This is a genomic window from Rhizobium bangladeshense (genome assembly GCF_017357245.1).
Lineage (GTDB): Bacteria > Pseudomonadota > Alphaproteobacteria > Rhizobiales > Rhizobiaceae > Rhizobium > Rhizobium bangladeshense.
In genome coordinates this window covers 938,149-956,051 of sequence record NZ_CP071612.1, presented here as the reverse complement: position 1 = coordinate 956,051, position 17,903 = coordinate 938,149, and the positions used below count along the sequence as shown (strand labels likewise).

The 17,903-nt window shown below is 61.9% G+C and carries 15 protein-coding genes; 9 read left to right on the top strand and 6 right to left on the bottom strand.

The window, feature by feature from the left end:
- The first annotated feature begins 31 nt into the window (after positions 1-31).
- Genes J2J98_RS04540 through J2J98_RS04530 form a run of 3 tightly spaced genes read left to right on the top strand, consistent with a single transcriptional unit; the run spans position 32 to position 1,902 of the window.
- A complete protein-coding gene (locus tag J2J98_RS04540) occupies positions 32-706 on the top strand; it encodes an energy-coupling factor ABC transporter ATP-binding protein (protein ID WP_207602454.1) in 675 nt (224 codons plus the stop codon).
- Positions 706-1,314, top strand: a complete 609-nt coding sequence (locus tag J2J98_RS04535) for an energy-coupling factor transporter transmembrane component T family protein (RefSeq protein WP_207602453.1) — start codon at positions 706-708, stop codon at positions 1,312-1,314. The genes J2J98_RS04540 and J2J98_RS04535 overlap by 1 nt, the downstream gene beginning before the upstream one ends.
- 24 nt (positions 1,315-1,338) lie before the next feature.
- Positions 1,339-1,902 carry a biotin transporter BioY gene (locus tag J2J98_RS04530; RefSeq protein WP_207603078.1) on the top strand — a complete coding sequence of 188 codons (564 nt, stop codon included), beginning with the start codon at positions 1,339-1,341 and terminating at the stop codon, positions 1,900-1,902.
- Between the two features lie 847 nt (positions 1,903-2,749).
- Here the strand turns inward: J2J98_RS04530 and J2J98_RS04525 are convergent.
- The 4 genes from J2J98_RS04525 to J2J98_RS04510 all read right to left on the bottom strand — a co-directional run bounded on the left by J2J98_RS04525 (position 2,750) and on the right by J2J98_RS04510 (position 8,538).
- Positions 2,750-3,853 carry a helix-turn-helix transcriptional regulator gene (locus J2J98_RS04525; protein WP_207602452.1) on the bottom strand — a complete coding sequence of 368 codons (1,104 nt, stop codon included), beginning with the start codon at positions 3,851-3,853 and terminating at the stop codon, positions 2,750-2,752.
- 308 nt (positions 3,854-4,161) lie between these two features.
- A complete protein-coding gene (locus J2J98_RS04520; protein WP_207602451.1) occupies positions 4,162-5,511 on the bottom strand; it encodes an SLC13 family permease in 1,350 nt (449 codons plus the stop codon).
- Positions 5,512-5,602: 91 nt separating this feature from the next.
- Positions 5,603-7,117 (bottom strand): malonate--CoA ligase, encoded by a 1,515-nt coding sequence (locus tag J2J98_RS04515; RefSeq protein WP_207602450.1) that lies wholly within the window; start codon positions 7,115-7,117, stop codon positions 5,603-5,605.
- On the bottom strand, positions 7,114-8,538 hold the full coding sequence (locus J2J98_RS04510; RefSeq protein ID WP_207602449.1) for a malonyl-CoA decarboxylase: 1,425 nt from the start codon (positions 8,536-8,538) through the stop codon (positions 7,114-7,116). Before J2J98_RS04510 ends, J2J98_RS04515 begins: the two co-directional genes overlap by 4 nt.
- Positions 8,539-8,698: 160 nt before the next feature.
- Here J2J98_RS04510 and J2J98_RS04505 point away from each other — a divergent pair, with 160 nt between their 5' ends.
- A complete protein-coding gene (locus tag J2J98_RS04505; RefSeq protein WP_207602448.1) occupies positions 8,699-9,349 on the top strand; it encodes a GntR family transcriptional regulator in 651 nt (216 codons plus the stop codon).
- 295 nt (positions 9,350-9,644) lie between these two features.
- On the opposite strand, the gene J2J98_RS04500 is transcribed toward J2J98_RS04505, so the two are convergent.
- A complete protein-coding gene (locus tag J2J98_RS04500) occupies positions 9,645-10,046 on the bottom strand; it encodes an acyl-CoA thioesterase (RefSeq protein WP_064706324.1) in 402 nt (133 codons plus the stop codon).
- A 278-nt stretch (positions 10,047-10,324) separates the two neighbouring features.
- On the opposite strand from J2J98_RS04500, the gene J2J98_RS04495 reads away from it, so the two are divergent.
- From J2J98_RS04495 to J2J98_RS04480, 4 genes are all read left to right on the top strand, one after another.
- On the top strand, positions 10,325-11,260 hold the full coding sequence (locus J2J98_RS04495; protein ID WP_207602447.1) for a histone deacetylase family protein: 936 nt from the start codon (positions 10,325-10,327) through the stop codon (positions 11,258-11,260).
- A 2-nt stretch (positions 11,261-11,262) separates the two neighbouring features.
- The gene (locus J2J98_RS04490; protein ID WP_003545921.1) at positions 11,263-11,514 is read left to right on the top strand and encodes an exodeoxyribonuclease VII small subunit; all 252 of its coding nucleotides are present in this window, start codon (positions 11,263-11,265) and stop codon (positions 11,512-11,514) included.
- A gap of 87 nt (positions 11,515-11,601) precedes the next feature.
- Positions 11,602-12,369 (top strand): SDR family NAD(P)-dependent oxidoreductase, encoded by a 768-nt coding sequence (locus tag J2J98_RS04485; RefSeq protein ID WP_207602446.1) that lies wholly within the window; start codon positions 11,602-11,604, stop codon positions 12,367-12,369.
- Between the two features lie 89 nt (positions 12,370-12,458).
- Positions 12,459-13,382 carry a pirin family protein gene (locus J2J98_RS04480; protein WP_207602445.1) on the top strand — a complete coding sequence of 308 codons (924 nt, stop codon included), beginning with the start codon at positions 12,459-12,461 and terminating at the stop codon, positions 13,380-13,382.
- A 36-nt stretch (positions 13,383-13,418) separates the two neighbouring features.
- Here J2J98_RS04480 and J2J98_RS04475 read toward each other — a convergent pair whose 3' ends face one another.
- Positions 13,419-15,398 carry a phospholipase D-like domain-containing protein gene (locus J2J98_RS04475; RefSeq protein WP_207602444.1) on the bottom strand — a complete coding sequence of 660 codons (1,980 nt, stop codon included), beginning with the start codon at positions 15,396-15,398 and terminating at the stop codon, positions 13,419-13,421.
- A 263-nt stretch (positions 15,399-15,661) separates the two neighbouring features.
- On the opposite strand from J2J98_RS04475, the gene dxs reads away from it, so the two are divergent.
- Positions 15,662-17,578: a 1-deoxy-D-xylulose-5-phosphate synthase gene (gene dxs / locus J2J98_RS04470; protein ID WP_064706319.1), complete on the top strand. Its 1,917-nt coding sequence runs from the start codon at positions 15,662-15,664 to the stop codon at positions 17,576-17,578.
- Positions 17,579-17,903: the final 325 nt, after the last annotated feature.

Here is a 17,903-nt window from a genome sequence, read left to right as displayed (position 1 = left end):
TGTGTCACGTCGCCGAATGCGAGGGACTGGTTTGGATATTGAATTCGAAAGTGCGGGTGTCAGTTTCGGGGCGCGGGTGGCACTGGAGCCGCTGACGCTCGGCATCAGCGGCAAACGCATCGGCGTCATCGGGCTGAACGGTTCGGGCAAGACCACCTTCGCGCGGCTGATCAATGGGCTGACCAAGCCAACCATCGGCCGCGTCATGGTCAATGGCCGCGACACGGCGGACGAGAAGGCTGTTGTCGCCGATGTCGGATTCATCTTCCAGTCGCCGCAGAACCAGATCATCCTGCCGATCGTCAAGGACGACATCGCCTTCGGGCTGAAGCGGCGTGGCTTCAGCAAAGCCGAGATCGAAGCAAGGGTCGAGGGCGTGCTTGCCCGCTTCGGCGCCGAGGCACTGGCCGATCGCCGCGCGCACGAGCTTTCCGGCGGCGAACTGCAGCTGGCGGCACTCTGCTCGGTGCTGGCGACCGGCCCCGGCATTCTCATCCTCGACGAACCTACCAACCAGCTCGACCTTAAAAACCGGGCGCTGGTCGAGAGGATCATCGCCGGGCTGCCGGAAAGCGCCATCGTCATCACCCACGACCTCGAGCTGATCGCCGGATTCGAGCGGGTGCTGCTGTTTCATCAAGGGCGACTTGCCGCCGACGCGCCGGCGGCCGAAGCCATCGCCCGCTACAGGGAGATCGCCGCCTGATGCAATCGCTCTACGTGGAAGGCAACAGCCGGATGCATCGGCTCTCGCCGCGGGCAAAGCTCCTGTCGCTTGCGGCCTTCGCAATCCTGCTGTTCATGAGCCACAATCTGCTTCTGCTCTCGGGCGCCGTGCTGGTGACGGCGGCCCTCTACGGCAAGATCGGCCTGCCGCTCGGCGAGGCGTTGCGACGGCTGCGGCCGATCCTCCTGGCGATTACCGTCGTCGGCCTCTTCAATCTCATCTTTAACCCATGGCAGGCGGCGCTCGTCCCCGTGCTGCGGCTGACGGCGCTGATGCTTCTTGCCGCCAGCGTGACGGGGACGACGAGCATTACCGAGTTCATCGACGAGGTGACGGCGCTTGCCCGCCCGCTCGAACGCACCGGCCGGGTTCGGGCCGACGATATCGGTCTGGCTCTCGGCCTGGTGCTGCGCTTCGTGCCCGAAATCGTCAACCGTTACCAGGCGATCCGCGAGGCGCACACGGCGCGGGGGCTGAAGGTCGGGCCGACGAGTCTGCTTGCGCCGCTGATCATTCTGACGCTGAAGGACGCGGATAATGTCGCGGCGGCGATTGACGCGCGCCGCATTCGGCGGCATGGGAGTTAACGATTTCTTAATACGGAGTTCATGATGAGCACCCGCGACCTCGTCCTTACCGCCCTCTTTGCCGCGATCATCGTGGCGCTCGGCCTGCTGCCGCCGATTTCGCTCGGCTTCATTCCGGTGCCGATCACCGCCCAGTCGCTCGGCGTCATGATGGCGGGCGTCGTTCTCGGCGCCCGGCGCGGCGCGATCGCAGTGCTGATCGTACTGCTCCTGGTCGCGATCGGCCTGCCGGTGCTTTCGGGCGGCCGCGGCGGCCTGGCGATCTTCGCCTCGCCGACAGCAGGCTTCCTCGTCGGCTGGATCTTTGGCGCCTTCGTCACCGGCTACCTCAGCGAGCGTCTGGTCGACGACAAGCAGTCCGGCCTCGTACAGACGGTGAGCTTCTTCCTCGCGGCCATGATCGGCGGGATCGTCGTGCTCTACGCCTTCGGGATCACCTATCTGGCAGCGGTCGCAGGCCTCGGCTTCACGAAAGCCTTCGTTGGCTCGATGGCCTTCATCCCGGGGGACGTGATCAAGGCTGTCGTCGCCGCCCTCCTCGGCCGCGCCGTCATGGCCGGTTATCCCCTGCTGCCGGCGCGCGCTTGAGCGCCTGAAGGCCTGAACCTGCAAAGCCGCAATGGCCGCCTTCTGCCTGAAGGCGGCCATTATGCATCAGCGGCAGTGCAACGATGCCCGGTCGATCCCGAAAAGAACGGATGGTGTGCACTGAGTCAAAGGCCGAGTCGGGAACATATCCCGGCACGATCGCCAACCGGCTCTCTCCCATCAACTGCACCTAAGCCTGGGACTCCTTCGCCCGAAAACCGGCCGCGCGTTGCCAAGTCGGTCGAGGAGCCGTCGCAAGACGCTGCGGACCGGCGGCTCTCCCCATTTGCACACGGCGAGCGACATTGCGCAGACGATCGCGACGGCGAGAGCCTCTGACATTCCGGCCTGTTTGCCGGCATGGTAAGGAGTGGAATTCGGACAACAAAAAACCGCCTTGAGGCGGTCGGGCATTCCATCGATTTCCGTTTGAACTAGTCTCCTCCTCCACCGTCCCCGCCACCTCCATCACCGCCGTCGCACCCTCCGCCATCAGAGGCCTCGAACTCAACTCCGCCATCGCCTGAGCTGCGCCGGGTGTTTGCGGTGGTCTGAGCGGTTGCTCTTCCCGCGGTCAAGGCAAAGGCCATGAAGCCTGCCACGAGTATGATCGTCAGAAGAAATAATCCAATCAGTTTCCTTTCGTTTGCTTCAGGAAATCTTGTTTCCTGATAAAAATAGTCGATTACTTTGCCGAAACTCGCAATAGGTGCGACATGAAATTTTTATGACAGCGTGGGCCACGTCAACCTGGAAGGACTAAATGTCGAGGTCAACGTCCTGGCGGAGCCACATCTCAGAGGCGAATGCGCGCAATACGGGTCCCGTTCCAACCGGCCGATTCCATTCAGCGCATCAGCAGCGACACCAGCCCGACCCGCGAATTGACCCCGAGCTTCGAATAGATGTTCCTGAGGTGCGTTCTAACCGTTTCGTAGCTGATGTCGTCGGCTATGGCCACTTCCCTTGCGGATTGGCCCGATGCAATGCTCGAGGCGATGCGGATTTCCGTTGCTGTCAGTTTATAAAGCTGCATCAGCAAATCTCGCCGCTCATAGAGCGGGCTGGCCACGGTCGGCTCGACGATCACCGCCACGGTCGGCCCCTCCACGAACTCCGTGAATGCATCGGACCGAAGCCGGACGAGGGTGATGCGATAATTGTCCTGGTTGCTGCCCTTGACGATCGCGGTGTGCGGTGTTGTCTGCACCCCATTTCTGGATGTCAGGAATTCGAGAACCGCCAACGACTTCTCGCATTGGAGCCGGAATTTGCCGTCCGCGGCGATCTGCACAGGCAGGCCGGCCGCCATCAAGGCCTCTGCGCTTTTATTCCAGCGGCGGGCTTTCCCCTGCTCCGAGACGTAGATCAATCCGACCCCGATGCTATCGAGCAGGGTCTGCGTTTCATGTTGGTGCGGCGCGAACAGATCGCGCTTGCGGATGAAGTCGAAGGCCCTCTTCAGATGCGGCGCGAGCTGCGTGTAAAGCTTGGCCGCTTCCTTGTTCAGATCGGCGTCCGCCGACGATGTGGACGTCGACAGGATGAAGGTTCGGCTTTCCTCGCGAATGATGGAAACGCCAATGCTCGTCTCGCATCCGGTCTGCCGCTTCAGCCAGTCGTTGTAAAACTCCGATCTGATGAGCTGCTCGCGCGGAAAGATCTCGTCACCACATAAGCCTTGGCCGACGGGCACGAGGCCCAGTCGTGGGATCCAGGGATTGACCGAGGCAAAGTGGCTGCGGAACTGATCGATCTCGGACTGAGAGAAGCCCGACATGAAAGGAACATGGGCAACGGACGAGGCCAGATCGTGGTAGTGGAGTGCAGCCTTGCCGCCGGGCGAGGTATGCGCAAGACGGTCGAGAAAATCCTGCCAGCTACACTCTCCGAAGAGGCTTCCGTAAATCAAATCCGTCAAAAGCGATGCGACGTCGGCCGATTCAACCATGATCGATTTTCAACATACGAGATGAAACGTCTTCGGATAATGAATAGTGTTAAGTTCACAAATGCAACGGGATTCGCACATTCATATCCCAAGACTGGTGATCACCTCCAATTGCATGCCGATATCAGTGTTCTCGAGCGCCCGTGCCAACCATTACTTCAACCTTAGCGTGTTTAATCTTCGGCGAACGTTGAATAACCGCTCGACTCCTTCGGGTACTGGCGTTGAACTTGGAATGCCCTCGCCCGCACCTTGACCGCCGCAGGCGATGGACTGCGGCAGAAAGCGATGGGTCCGGCGGCCCGTCGTCAAACCAGTCCCGGCACGACGAACACCAGCCAGGCGACGATCGGGCCGATGATGGCAATCAACGCGCTGTAGATCAGCAACTGCCGCAGAACCTGCTCGCGCCTGTCATCCGGCGCGTTGGCGACGACAAGCGCGCCATTCGTGGAGAATGGGCTGGTATCGACGATTGTTGTCGATATGGCGATGGCCGCGACCACGCCGACGGCGCTGACATGTCCTTGCAGCAGGAACGGAACGGCAAGGGGGATGATTGCGCCGAGCAGCGCGGTCGAGGATGCAAAGGCCGAGACAATGGCGCCGGTGAAGCAAAGCAGAAGCGCTACCAGCAGCGGCATGCCGAGACTGGATATGCCGTGCGCGACGTAGTCGACCGTGCCGGCCTTCTCCATGACGCCGACATAGGTGATAATGCCGGCGATCAAAAGCACGGTCGACCAGCTGACCTTGTCGATTGCCGCTTTCTGCGTTTTCGGCGACAGCAGCGCCAGCGCAACGGCGACGGTCATGGCGACAAGGCCGACATTGAACTTGAAAACCAGGGCGCCGATGCCGAGCGCCGTCAGCCCGATCAGGGTGGTGATTCTCTCATTGTTCAGACGCAGCGTCGCAGCGGTATCTGCCGCCGTACCGTAGGCATGCTCCCTGATCGGCTTTGCCGGCGTGCCGCCGTGACCTCTGATCGAAGCCGATACGCCTTCGGGATGCAATTCGGGCAAGGGGCCGAGCGATGTTGCGGGAACGTGCTTCATGACCTTTGCGCCGCCGAAGGCGAAGAAGACCAGCACTGCGATCGCCAGGTTGAAGAAAAAGCTCGAGAGAAACAACGACGTCGGTGCGAAAGGCAGACCGGCCTTCGCAACGATCTGATTGGTGATGCCGCCATAGATGCTGATCGGCGAAAAGCCGCCTGCCTGCGCGCCGTGGATCACCATCAGGCCCATCATGACCGGGTGAATGCGGTACTGGATGGCAAAACTTAGCGCGACAGGCGCGAGAATGGCGACGGCGGCAGGCCCAAGCGCACCGAAACCGGTAATGACGGCGGCGACGAGGAACATCACCCAGGGGATCAAGCCTATTCGTCCACGCACAATGCGAACCGCGCATTCGACCAGCCAGTCGATAGTGCCGTTGATCTGCGCGATGGCGAAGAGGTAGGTGACGGCGACGAGCGTCAGGAACAGATCGCTCGGGAAGCCGGCGAAAATATCGCCGGTCTTCATCCCGATGGTCATGGAGCCGAGCACGAAGGCGCCAGCAAAAGCGAGCGCTCCCATGTTGATCGGCTGGATCGTCGCAACGACGAACATGGCGACCAGCATGCCTATGGCCAGTATTTCAATACCCATGATTCCCCTCCCTCCGACGCCTCCAGCGCCGTAGTTGCTGTTTGCAAGATTATGCGAATGCCGACGCACCCTCCTCCCAGAGGCGATCGCCTTACGTCCTGGTGTAAAGATCGGCGTATTGCTGCCGCAGGATGTTCTTCTGAACCTTGCCCATCGTGTTGCGCGGCAAGTCCTCGGCGAAGATGATGCGTTTGGGTTGCTTGTAGCGCGCGAGACGGTCTTGGAGCGCGCCGACGATGCTTTTTTCATCCAGGACGGCGCCAGGTTTGCGCACGACGACGGCGGTTACGCCTTCTCCGAAATCGGGATGAGGCAGGCCGATGACAGCGCTCTCAACCACGCCCTCGATCTGGTCGATCTCGCTCTCGACCTCCTTCGGATAGATGTTGTATCCGCCTGAAATCACGAGATCCTTGCCGCGGCCGACGATATGGACATAGCCGTCCCGGTCGATCTTGCCGAGATCGCCGCTGATGAAGAACCCGTCGGCGGTGAATTCGGCCGCGGTCTTCTCCGGCATGCGCCAATAGCCCTTGAAGACGTTCGGCCCCTTGATCTCGATCATGCCGGTTTCTTCAGGCGGCAGCACCTGTCCGGTGGCCGGGTCTGTGACGCGCACCGTCACATCAGGCAGCGGGAAGCCGACCGTTCCGGCAAGCCGTTTCCCCTCATAGGGGTTCGATGTGTTCATATTGGTTTCCGTCATGCCGTAGCGCTCAAGAATCGCATGGCCGGTCCGCGCCTGGAAGGCGTTATGCGTCTCTGCCAGCAGCGGCGCCGAGCCGGAGATGAAGAGGCGGATGTTGGCCGCCGCCTGCCTGTCGAAGCCGGGGCTTTGCAGGAGGCGCACATAGAAGGTCGGCACGCCCATCAGCATCGTTGCCTGCGGCATCAGCGAAACGACTTCGTCAGCGTCGAATTTCGACAGCAGGAACATCGAGGCGCCGGCGAGCAGCGTGACGTTGGTGGCGACGAAGAGCCCGTGTGTGTGGAAGATCGGCAGCGCATGGATCAGCCGGTCGTCTGACGTGACGCGCCAGTAGTCCCGCAAGGTTAGCGCGTTCGAAAGCAGATTGCCATGGGTGAGCATCGCCCCCTTGGAACGTCCCGTCGTTCCCGAGGTATAGAGGATCGCAGCCAGATCATCGGCGGAGCGCGAGGCATCGACAAAGTCGGCCGGCTCGTCGCGCGCAAGATCGAGCAGCGAGCCGCTGCCGTCGGCATCGAGCGTTTCGACGATCGCGCGGTGGCGCTTGACGATCGTTTCCACGCCTTCGCGAGCGGCCGAGGCGACGACCACCAGACGCGGCTCCGCATCGCCGATGAAATAATCGAGCTCAGCCAGCGTATAGGCGGTGTTGAGCGGCAGATAGACCGCACCGCTTCGAAGGCAGGCGAGATAGAGGATCAATGCCTCGGCGCTCTTCTCGACCTGCACGGCAACCCGGTCGCCGGGGCGAATGCCGAGCGCATCCATCGCGCTGGCAATGCGGCCGGAAAGGGCGAAGGCATCCTCATAAGTCCATGTGCGCCCGCTGCCGAGCCGAATGAACGCTGCGTCCCCAGGCGCGGCAGCCCGCATGGCATCGAAAAGATGGTTGCTCACTTTCGCCCTCCTCCGAGCGTGGAATTCATCAGTTGCACGAATGCTCGAGAACCTTGCTGGCCATTGCCGCCACGGCGGCTTTCGTCCTTCTGGCTGAGCAGGCTTTTGACGGCCGGCGAGGCAATCACTTCGCCCCGCTGCGCCAGCGCTTCGTGATTGGCCACGATGTCATCGAGCTTGTAGAGGTAGTTGACCATCAGGCCGTGCGCCTGCTGGATTGCCTTGGGCGAGCGGTCGCCGAGAAAATTCACGCGTTCAAGCCGAGCGCCGTTGCCGAGATGGAAGCGGGCGACGGGATCGACAGGACGGCCCTCCGGCGTCCGTTCGGTCAGGAAGTAGCGCGCCGCAAGCGGCAGCAACAAGCGCTCCACTTCGGCCGCGCCCTTCTCGCTGTCGGGCCAGTTCGGATCGTCGAGCAAGGCCAGTGTTTTGCGGGCGGCTTCAGACAGGACGCTGTCGGCACCCACGGCGCGTGCCTTGGCAAGCCAGCGGGCAAAGCCGGGGGCGGGCGACAGCGTGACGAAATTCTTCAGGCCGGGCAGGTCCTTGCGCAGATCTTCCACGACCTGCTTGATCAGGAAGTTGCCGAACGAGATGCCACGCAAGCCATCCTGGCAATTGGAGATCGAATAGAAGACGGCCGTCGTCGCCTCGTCGGCATTGATCTGCTCCCTCTCCTCGTCGAGTACATCGGCAATCGCCTTCGGCACGGATCGGGTGAGCGCCACCTCGACGAACACCAGCGGCTCGTCGGCCAGTCGGGGATGGAAGAAGGCAAAGCATCGACGGTCGGCCGGCGCCAAGCGACGGCGCAACTCCTCCCAGCTGGCGATCTCGTGCACGGCCTCGTATTGGATGATCTTTTCGAGGATGTTTGCCGGCGTTGACCAGTCGATGGGCCGCAGCGTCAGAAAGCCGCGATTGAACCAGGAGCCGAACAGATGCGTGAAATCGGCATCCAGCGCGCGGTAGGCTTCGGATCGGTCTTGGGAAGCGAGCAGCTGTTGACGCATGCGGACGAGCTTGGCCGTCCCGTTTGGCGCGTGGTTCAATCGGCGCAGGAGTTCCTGTCGCCGGGGCTCGGCTGCCTGGTGGAGCGCAATGACGGCGGTCGAACTCTTGTCGGTGCGGTAGCGTTCAATCGCCTGGTCGAGCTTGCTCACATCAGGCCCGAACCCTTCGTGAAGCATCTGGAGGAATGCCTGGGCGCCGACGCTGTCGAGCGCTTCCCAGCGATCGAGAATCTCGGCCGCAAGCGCCATGCCGGATGCTTCACCGCGGCTCGAAAGCAGCATTTCACAGAGAGTGTGGAGATCGGCCTTGGCGGCGGCCTGGGTGTTACGGGAGCCGGAAAACAGCAGCTGCCTTCCGTGATCGGTAATGCTTTGCAGCATGTCGGTGAAGAAAGAAGCTTCGGGCATGCCATTCTCCTCCCTTTCGAAGACACCGCATTCTGCAGCCGCTGGACATCGCTTCCCATAGCCGAGCTTCGCCGGTAGTATGTAGATTGTCATCTTTCGTACACGACGTCAACATTCGTGTATACAAGAATGGCGTTTATGTATGAAGGATGCGAGATAGATGTCCGAGAATGTCGGCCGGTGGCTTCGGGATGAGATTGAAAATGCGATACTTTCGTACGAGTTCGCCCCCGGCGAACGGCTTGATGAAACGGTGCTTGCCAATCGGTTCGGCGTATCGCGAACGCCGGTGCGCGAGGCGCTGATGCAGCTTGACGCGATCGGACTGATTGAAATCCGTCCGCGCCGGGGTGCGATCGTGATCGATCCGGGGCCGCACCGCATCTACGAGATGTTCGAGGTTATGGCGGAACTCGAGGGCCTGGCGGGGTCGCTTGCAGCACGCAGGCTGGACAAGGCGTCCCGGGAAGCGATCACCGCCACCCACGGCCACTGCGAACAATCCGCCGGCGCCGGCGACAGCGATGCCTATTATTACGACAATGAGGAATTCCATAAGGCGATCTACGCCGCAAGCCGCAGCGATTTCCTCGAGGAGCAGTGCGTGCAACTGCATCGACGCCTGCGCCCCTATCGCCGCCTCCAGCTGCGCGTGCGCAACCGCCTCTCGACCTCCTTCTCGGAACATTGCGCCATCGTCGATGCGATCTTTGCCGGAAACGGAGACGAAGCCCGCCGCCTGCTGCGAACACATGTCGGCATTCAAGGCGAGAGGTTCAGCGATCTGGTCGCAAGTATGGCGGCCAGGTGACTGGACGCCCGACGAATTTCAAGCGGCTGAAAGCCGAGCCGCATCGCGGAGATCAAGGAGACCATCTGCGTAAAAACCGCAAGTAACGGCTCTTACTCTTGAGGTTCATCTCCATCACTCGGAGATACGGGAGGCTTTTGCTTGTCGGGCCACGCAGAACAAAGTGCTTTCCAGAAATCCCGCAGCGCCAGAAGCAGCGCGGCTCTCTGTGTTCCATACATGAACTTCGCGACGTCGTCGGCGTCCCACCGACCGGTCTCTTGCTCGTCCTTCATCGCTACCTGCCGCAACGCCCCTAATCCAAAAACCGATAGAGCCAGTCGCGGGTTTCCTCCGGCAGGGGGGCTGGCAGGTCGTCCTCTCTGCTGCGGGCCTGCCAGATGATCTCGACCTCGGCGGCGCGCTCCTCCCCGGTGTCGATCGAAACCAGAAAGCCGATGGAACGCACGCCAATCTTGTCGATGGCGGCAGTGAAGATCACCGGCTCGTCATGGTGCAGCGGGCGGTGAAGCATGCAGGAAATCTTGCTGGCGCTATAGACGGGTTCGTCATCTACATCGGGCCTTGCCGACCAGAAACTCGCAATGACGGATTCAGCGTAAGAAATATAGGAGGCCAGAAACATCTTGCCGTTCATATCGACATCTCGAAACGGTACGCGTATTTCCGTCACCCCAGGACGCTTTGACTCACTCATCAACAATACTGCCTTACAACACTCCCCCAAACAGACAATACTGCATAATTCGTTGGATCGAAACAGATTTCGCAAACGAATAGTCAATGGTTCAAAGTGTTAGTACCTGGTTTGCAAGTCCGACGGCGCGCGCCGGTGGGACGATGCGGTCGGAGCAATATTGCGAACAACGGTCCGCGTCCCCAAGCGTGCCAAAGCGCCGCCGGAGCTTGTTGAAATCGGCGGGCAATGCCCCATCTGCTGTGGATCATGACAGAAGCGGCCGATAGAGTGTCTCCATGAGCACCCGTCTTTATGAACACCCGATCTTCCTGCAACATGTGACGCCCGCCGGCCATCCGGAGCGATCCGACAGGATCCGCGCCATCAACGTCGCGCTGGAGCATCCGAATTTCGACCGGCTGGAGCGCCGGCAGGCGCCTGAGGCGAGCGAGGATGCGGTGCTGCTCGCCCATCCGGAAGAGCATCTGACCGCGGTGATGCGGGAGATCCCCGATGAAGAGGACCGGATCAACCAGCTCGAAGCCGATACCTACGCCAGCGTCAAAAGCCTGCAGGCGGCGCTGACCGGGATCGGCGGGGCGATGGCGGCGGTGGACGACGTCTTTTCCGGCCAGGCTGACAATGTCTTCGTTGCCGCCCGTCCGCCCGGGCATCATGCCGAGAAGATGACAGCAATGGGCTTCTGTTTCTTCAACAATGCGGCGATCGCCGCCCGCCATGCGCAGAAGAAGCATGGCGCCGAGCGCGTCGCCATCGTCGATTGGGACGTGCACCACGGCAACGGCACCCAGGACATCTTCTGGGACGACCCATCGGTGCTGTTCTGTTCGACGCATCAGATGCCGCTCTATCCCGGCACCGGCGCCAAGGAGGAGAAAGGCAAGCACAATAGCATCGTCAATGCGCCGCTTTCGCCGAATGTCGGCAGCGACCATTTCCGCGAGGCGTTCAAATCGCGCGTGCTGCCGGCGCTGGACGACTTCCGGCCGGATCTCATCATCATCTCCGCCGGGTTCGACGCACACCACCGCGATCCGCTGGCGCAGATCAACCTGACGGGCGAGGATTTCGACTGGGCGACGGGCAGAGTCCTGGAACTCGCCGACCGGCACGCGAAGAACCGGGTCGTCAGCCTGCTCGAAGGCGGCTATGATCTCGAAGGCCTCGCCGAATCGGCGGGCATGCATATTCTGAGAATGATGAAGGGTTAAGAATGACTGACAGCGCCAAGCCTGAAGTATCGGGCCTTTCCTTCGAAAAGGCGGTCGCCGAACTCGAAAGCATCGTTGCCCGGCTGGAACGCGGCGACGTGGCGCTGGATGAATCGATCGAGATCTATGAGCGCGGCGAGGCGCTGAAGAAACATTGCGAGACGCTGCTTTCGGCCGCCGAGAACCGCATCGAGAAAATCCGGCTCGACCGCGCCGGCAAGCCGCAAGGCGTCGAGCCGCTGGACGGCGCCTGAGGCGTACCAAAGCGCGCTTTCGAAGACGCTTGGCGACTGGCTTTCGGCGTTCTATGATCCCCTTCCGGAAGCATCAGGGGACAGACAATGACGGACAGATTGAAGGGCAAGGTCGCCATCATTTCGGGCGGCGCGACCGGCATGGGGGGTGCTGCCTCGAAGCTGTTTGCGGCCGAAGGCGCGCGTGTGGCGATCATCGACCGCAATGGCCAGGCGGCCGCCGAGACCGTCAAGCAGATCCGTGATGCCGGAGGCGAGGCCGACTGCTGGACGGCGGATGTTTCGGAGGAAGACGCCGTCAATGCCGCCGTCGCGGGCGTCGAGGAGCGCTACGGCGCGGTGACCGTGCTCTTCAACCATGCCGGCACCATCGTCATCAAGCCTTTCCTCGAAACGACGCTTCAGGAATGGGACTGGCTGCATGCCGTCAATGTGCGCTCGATGTTCCTGATGACCAAGGCCGTGCTGCCGAAGATGATCGCCGCCGGCGGCGGATCGATCGTCTGCACCTCGTCGATCTCGGCCGTCGCCGCGACCCCGATGGAAGTGCTGTACGACACGACCAAGGGCGCGGTGCATATGTTTGCCCGCGCCATCGCGGTCGAATTCCGCGACCGCAACATCCGTTGCAACGCCGTCTGCCCCGGCTTCATCCGCACGCCGCACGGCCTGCGCGAGGTCGCCGACCTGCAGGCGCTCGGGGTCGATGTTTCGGATGCCGCCATCGCCGCGCAGCAGGGGCGGATCGGCGAACCGGAAGACGTGGCGAGGGCCGCCCTTTATCTGGCAAGCGAGGAATCCAGCTTCGTCAATGGCGCTCATCTTTTCGTCGATAACGGCTTCACCGCGATCTGACAACATGGAGCCTCTTCGGCACATCCTGTTGGACGCGCGACGCTACAGGCACTGTCAGTGGTCGATGTCACTGCAAGCGGAGATCCGTCATGTCCTTCTTTCCCGGTAAAGATCCCCTGGCCGGCGATGCCTTCGCCTGCGATGCGATCGAGAACCTGATCATCCCGCGTACGAGCGACATCGGCGGGTTCCAGGTGCGGCGCGCGCTGCCGACGCGGCAGCGGCGGCTCGTCGGGCCCTTCATCTTCTTCGACCGCATGGGACCGGCGATCCTGAAGCCCAACGAGGCGCTCGACGTCAAGCCGCATCCGCATATCGGCCTGTCGACGGTCACCTATCTCTTCGACGGCGAGATCCGCCATCGCGACAGCCTCGGCACCGAAAAGGTCATCCGTCCCGGCGATATCAACCTGATGACATCAGGCCGCGGCATCGTTCATTCGGAACGCACGCCCGACAATCTGCGCGGCCATCCGCTGCTGATGTCGGGGCTGCAGACCTGGCTGGCGCTGCCCGACGACAAGGAGGAGATCGATCCCTCCTTCGCTCATACGGAAAAGTCGGAAATGCCGCTGATCGAAACATCAGGCGTGCGCGGGCGCGTCGTCATCGGCTCGTTCGAAGGCATGACATCGCCGGTCGGCACGTTCTCCGACACGCTCTATGTCGATCTCAACCTGCAGCCGGGCGTCCGCTTCCCCTTCGGCGCGAACCATGAGGAGCGCGCTGTCTATGTGCTCTCCGGCGAGGTGGTAATCTCGGGAGATCGCTTCGCCGCCGATCAGCTGCTGGTTTTCCGGCCGGGCGATCCGATTACGCTTGAAGCCGGCGGCGACGGCTGCCACCTGATGCTCTTCGGCGGGGCGGCGTTGAATTCCAGACGCTATATCTGGTGGAACTTCGTCTCCTCATCGAAGGAGCGGATCGAAAAGGCCAAGGAGGAATGGCGCACCGGCCGCTTCGATATCGTACCTGGCGACGAAGAGGAATTCGTGCCTTTGCCGGAGGGGTGACGGCGGCGGCGCTCCGGCGGCAACCCTTTCCGGAATTCAACGCGTTGCGAAATAGCGCGTCAGCGCACCCTTCGTGCCAGCGACGTAGCGGTCCTGCCAGCTGTCATCGACGTTGAGAAAGCCCGACCAGCCCTTCTTGCCCTGACGCTTCAGCTCCGCCTCGACCGCACGGAAGCGGTAGTGATCGTAGACATCGAGGATGTGGACGGCATAGGCCTCGGCAAGCGCCCGGTCGCCTTTGACGATCAGCATGTTTTCGTCATTGGCGTAAGAGGCCTTGAAGCCGAGATTGTGGCTGCCGAGGACGACGACGCAGTCGTCCGACAAGGGATCGATCACCAGCACCTTGTCGTGAATGATGGCGCCGACCTTCTTGGCCGTCAGTTCCTCCGCGCCGAAATCCGCCAGGAGCTGGCGATCATCGATGCGCGAGGCCCGGACGATCGAGACATTCGCTTCATCGAACGTATGCGGCGAGACGGACGCTGTATCGTCGTCCTCATCGTCGGGATCATTCTTCTTGCCGGCGACGTAATTGGGCATGGCCTGGGGGCTGGAAACGGCGCCGGTGACGATCAGCTTCTGATCCTTCAGGCCGATATCGATCGCCTCGCCGACGATGCAATCCCTGCCGGATTGGCCGGGATAGAAGGCCAGAAACAGCACCGCGTGCTCGGCGCGTCGCATCAGCCGGTAGACCTCGCGAAGGTCGGGCGGCGTCTCCTTGCCCTTTCTTCGGCTTTGCATATTCGGCGAGAACCAGGCTTCGACCGAGGCGCCATTACCGGCAGGCACAATGAACGGCGTCTCGTTCGAGCGGCGAAACGCCTTGCTCTGCTGGTTGTCGGGCATGCCGTCGTCGAATTCGACGGGCGCTTCCAGCGTCGCATTATCTTCCAGCATTCGCTCCCAATAAGCGATGTAGGCCGCGGCAACCGCATCGTTCCTGACGATCAACGCATTGTTGGACTGGCCGGCAAGGCCCGTCGCCGTCCAGTTGGTGCTGCCGGTGAACACGCTTCGTTCAGCGCCATCGGGCGGGATGTGGACGACGAACTTGTTGTGGCCGATCTGGCTGGAATTGTTGAACATGCGGTGGTGAATCTCGACGCCGGCATCGATCAGCGCCTTGCGTGCGTGCGCATTGCGCACATCCCAATCATCTCCTACCTTTCCCGTATTGGCGAGGATGATGCGCAGCTTGTCCTTGTTGGCAAGCAGCAGGTCGAGCAGTTCCTTATCCTCAAGCTCGTAGAGGGCGACAAGGAAGCGGCCGGGCGCATTCATGAAATCTCTGAGCATGGGAATGACATCGCCGGCAAGATATTTGCGGATGCCGTTCGACGGCGTGGAAATCATGTCGATCAGCTCGTTCGGCTGTTTCACACCGTCCTCCAAGAGCACATTTCTCAGCCACTGGGCGGCGAGGATGCCGTTGGTGAAGGTGGACTCAAACTGGCCGCGCTTGCGCGTCACATGGACCGGATTGGAGGCGACAGCCGGCCCGAGATAACCGAGCGGCCGCGGAGGCCCATCATAGGCCTTGACCGCGATTTTCTCGAAGGTTCCGTCAGCCTTCTCGATCGGCCGGCCATTTTCGTCCCGCTTGTTGATCTCGACGATCCGAGGCGTCGGATCCGGCGCGGCCTGCATGCCCGGCTTCAGATCACCGAGCGGACGGATCTCGTAACGCACGCGGACCTCGTCCGGTCGCCGTCTCATTTCGTTGCGCCGCTTGCGCAGCGTCAGATCGCGCCAGGAGAGCTTCTGCACGGGCCAGAGCGACGTCGTCTGCGGCAGCCAATGCGGATTGCGCTGTCCCTTGAAGGCGACCCAGGCGGCGCAGGTCACCCGGTCCTCGCTGCCATCGGCTCTTGTCGCTACGTTTCCCTGCTCGTCGAGATAGACCCGGACGACCTCGAAGCCGAGGCACCCGTCGATCTTGTTGTCTATGTTCCAGGCCACATAGGCGACCTCGTTATTGACATAGGCATGCGCTGCAACAATCGTTCCCATGATCGGTCCCCCAGCCAGCGCGGCAACAGTGCTACCATTCCGTGTCATATTCAAGCTGCTCGCCGGCCTCTGCGCGTTCGATCGCCGAGGCAAAATCAGGCGAGTGCAACGCACAGAAATAGAAAGTGATATCTTCCGAAACCGCTCACACTTTTTTCCGCCATGCTCTAAGGTGAAAACCTTCGGTTCCTGAAATGCACTTGTTTTGCCCCGATCTAATCGAATAAAGCGAAACGAGGAAAAGCAAGAAAGAGCGCCCGCCCGTGACACAACTGCCGAAGACCCCCCTGCTCGACCAGGTCATCTACCCCGCCGACCTGCGCAAGCTCGAGGATCGCGACCTGCCGCAGCTTGCCCGTGAGGTCCGGGATGAAATGATCGATGCGGTGTCGCGCACCGGCGGCCATCTCGGCGCCGGCCTCGGCGTGGTCGAGCTGACGATCGCCATTCACAGCGTCTTCGATACGCCGAACGACCGGCTGATCTTCGATGTCGGCCACCAGTGCTATCCGCACAAGATCCTCACTGGCCGGCGCGACCGCATCCGCACGCTGCGCCAGGAAAACGGCCTTTCCGGCTTCACCCGCCGGGCCGAAAGCGAATATGATCCGTTCGGGGCGGCGCATTCCTCGACGTCGATCTCGGCCGGCCTCGGCATGGCGATCGCCGCCGATCTCGAGAAGACCGACCGCCGCGTCATCGCCGTCATCGGCGACGGGGCGATGTCGGCCGGCATGGCCTATGAGGCGCTGAACAATGCAGGTGCCCTCGATGCGCGCCTCATCGTCATTCTCAACGACAACGACATGTCGATCGCGCCGCCGACGGGGGCCATGAGCGCCTATCTCGCCCGCCTCGCCTCGGGGCGCACCTATATGGGCTTCCGCGATTTCGGCAAGAAACTGACGGCTTATCTCGGGAAGAACATCGACCGGGCGATCACCCGCGCCGTCGAGCACGCGCGCGGCTACGTCACCGGCGGCACGATGTTCGAGGAGATGGGCTTCTATCATATCGGGCCGATCGACGGGCACTCCTTCGATCACCTGCTGCCGGTGCTGCGCAATGTGCGCGACAATGCCCGCGGACCGGTGTTGATCCATGTCGTCACTCAAAAGGGCAAGGGCTATCCGCCGGCGGAAGCGGCGGCCGACAAATATCACGGCGTCAATAAGTTCGACGTCATCACCGGCGCGCAGGCGCGGGTCAAGCCGAATGCGCCGAGCTATACGAGTGTCTTTGCCGAAGCGCTGGTGCAGGAAGCCGCCCTCGACGAGAAGATCGTCGGCATCACCGCCGCCATGCCTAATGGTACCGGCCTCGACAAGTTCGCCGAAGCCTTTCCGTCGCGCTGTTTCGATGTCGGCATCGCCGAACAGCATGCCGTGACTTTCGCCGCCGGCCTTGCGGCCGAAGGCTACAAGCCGTTCGCCGCGCTCTATTCCACCTTCCTGCAGCGCGCCTATGACCAAGTCGTGCACGACGTGGCGATCCAGGGCCTGCCGGTGCGTTTCCCGATCGACCGCGCCGGCTTCGTCGGCGCCGACGGGCCGACCCATGCCGGCTCCTTCGACACTGCCTTCCTCGCCACCCTGCCCGGCTTCGTGGTGATGGCGGCGGCCGACGAGGCGGAACTGAAACATATGGTGCGCACGGCCGCTGCCTATGACGCCGGGCCGATTTCCTTCCGCTATCCCCGCGGCGAAGGTGTCGGCGTCGACATGCCGGCCCGCGGCGAAATCCTGCAGATCGGCAAGGGCCGCATCGTCAAGGAAGGCACCAAGGTGGCGCTGCTCTCCTTCGGCACCCGGCTTGCCGACTGTCTGCTCGCCAGCGAGGATCTCGAAGCCGCCGGCCTTTCGACGACGGTCGCCGATGCGCGTTTCGCCAAGCCGCTCGACCACGACCTGATCCGCCAGCTTGCCCGCCACCACGAGATGGTGATCACCGTCGAGGAAGGCTCGGTCGGCGGCTTCGGCAGCCAGGTGATGCAGTATCTTTCAAGCGAAGGCCTGCTCGACAACGGGCTGAAGATCCGCTCGCTCGTCATGCCCGATATCTGGATGGAGCAGGCCAAGCCCGAAGCGATGAACGCTCATGCCGGGCTCGATCGCGCAGGCATCGTCTCGACGGTGTTCCGGGCGCTCGGGCGCGGGGTTGCCGTTGGGGTTGCGGGGTAGGTGAATTGTGAGGGTGTGCCGTGTGGCCCCCTCATCCGACGGCCGGCACAGACAGGGACGAGTGCTGAAGGTGATTGAGCCATCAACCGCCAAGGGCGCAACCCTTCTTATTTGCCGCCTATTTGCTGTCTCCCATCACTGTACTTGCTCCAGCAGCCACCCCACCCTCCGTCATGCTCGGCCTTGAGCCGAGCATGACGGAGGGTGAGGAGATGCCGCAGCCAAACACGCCGGCTAAACAGCGGATAACCTTATTTTTTCGTGTCAATCATAGTGGTCCCAAACGAAAAGGGCGGCACCACCGCGCCGCCCTCTGTATTTCAGC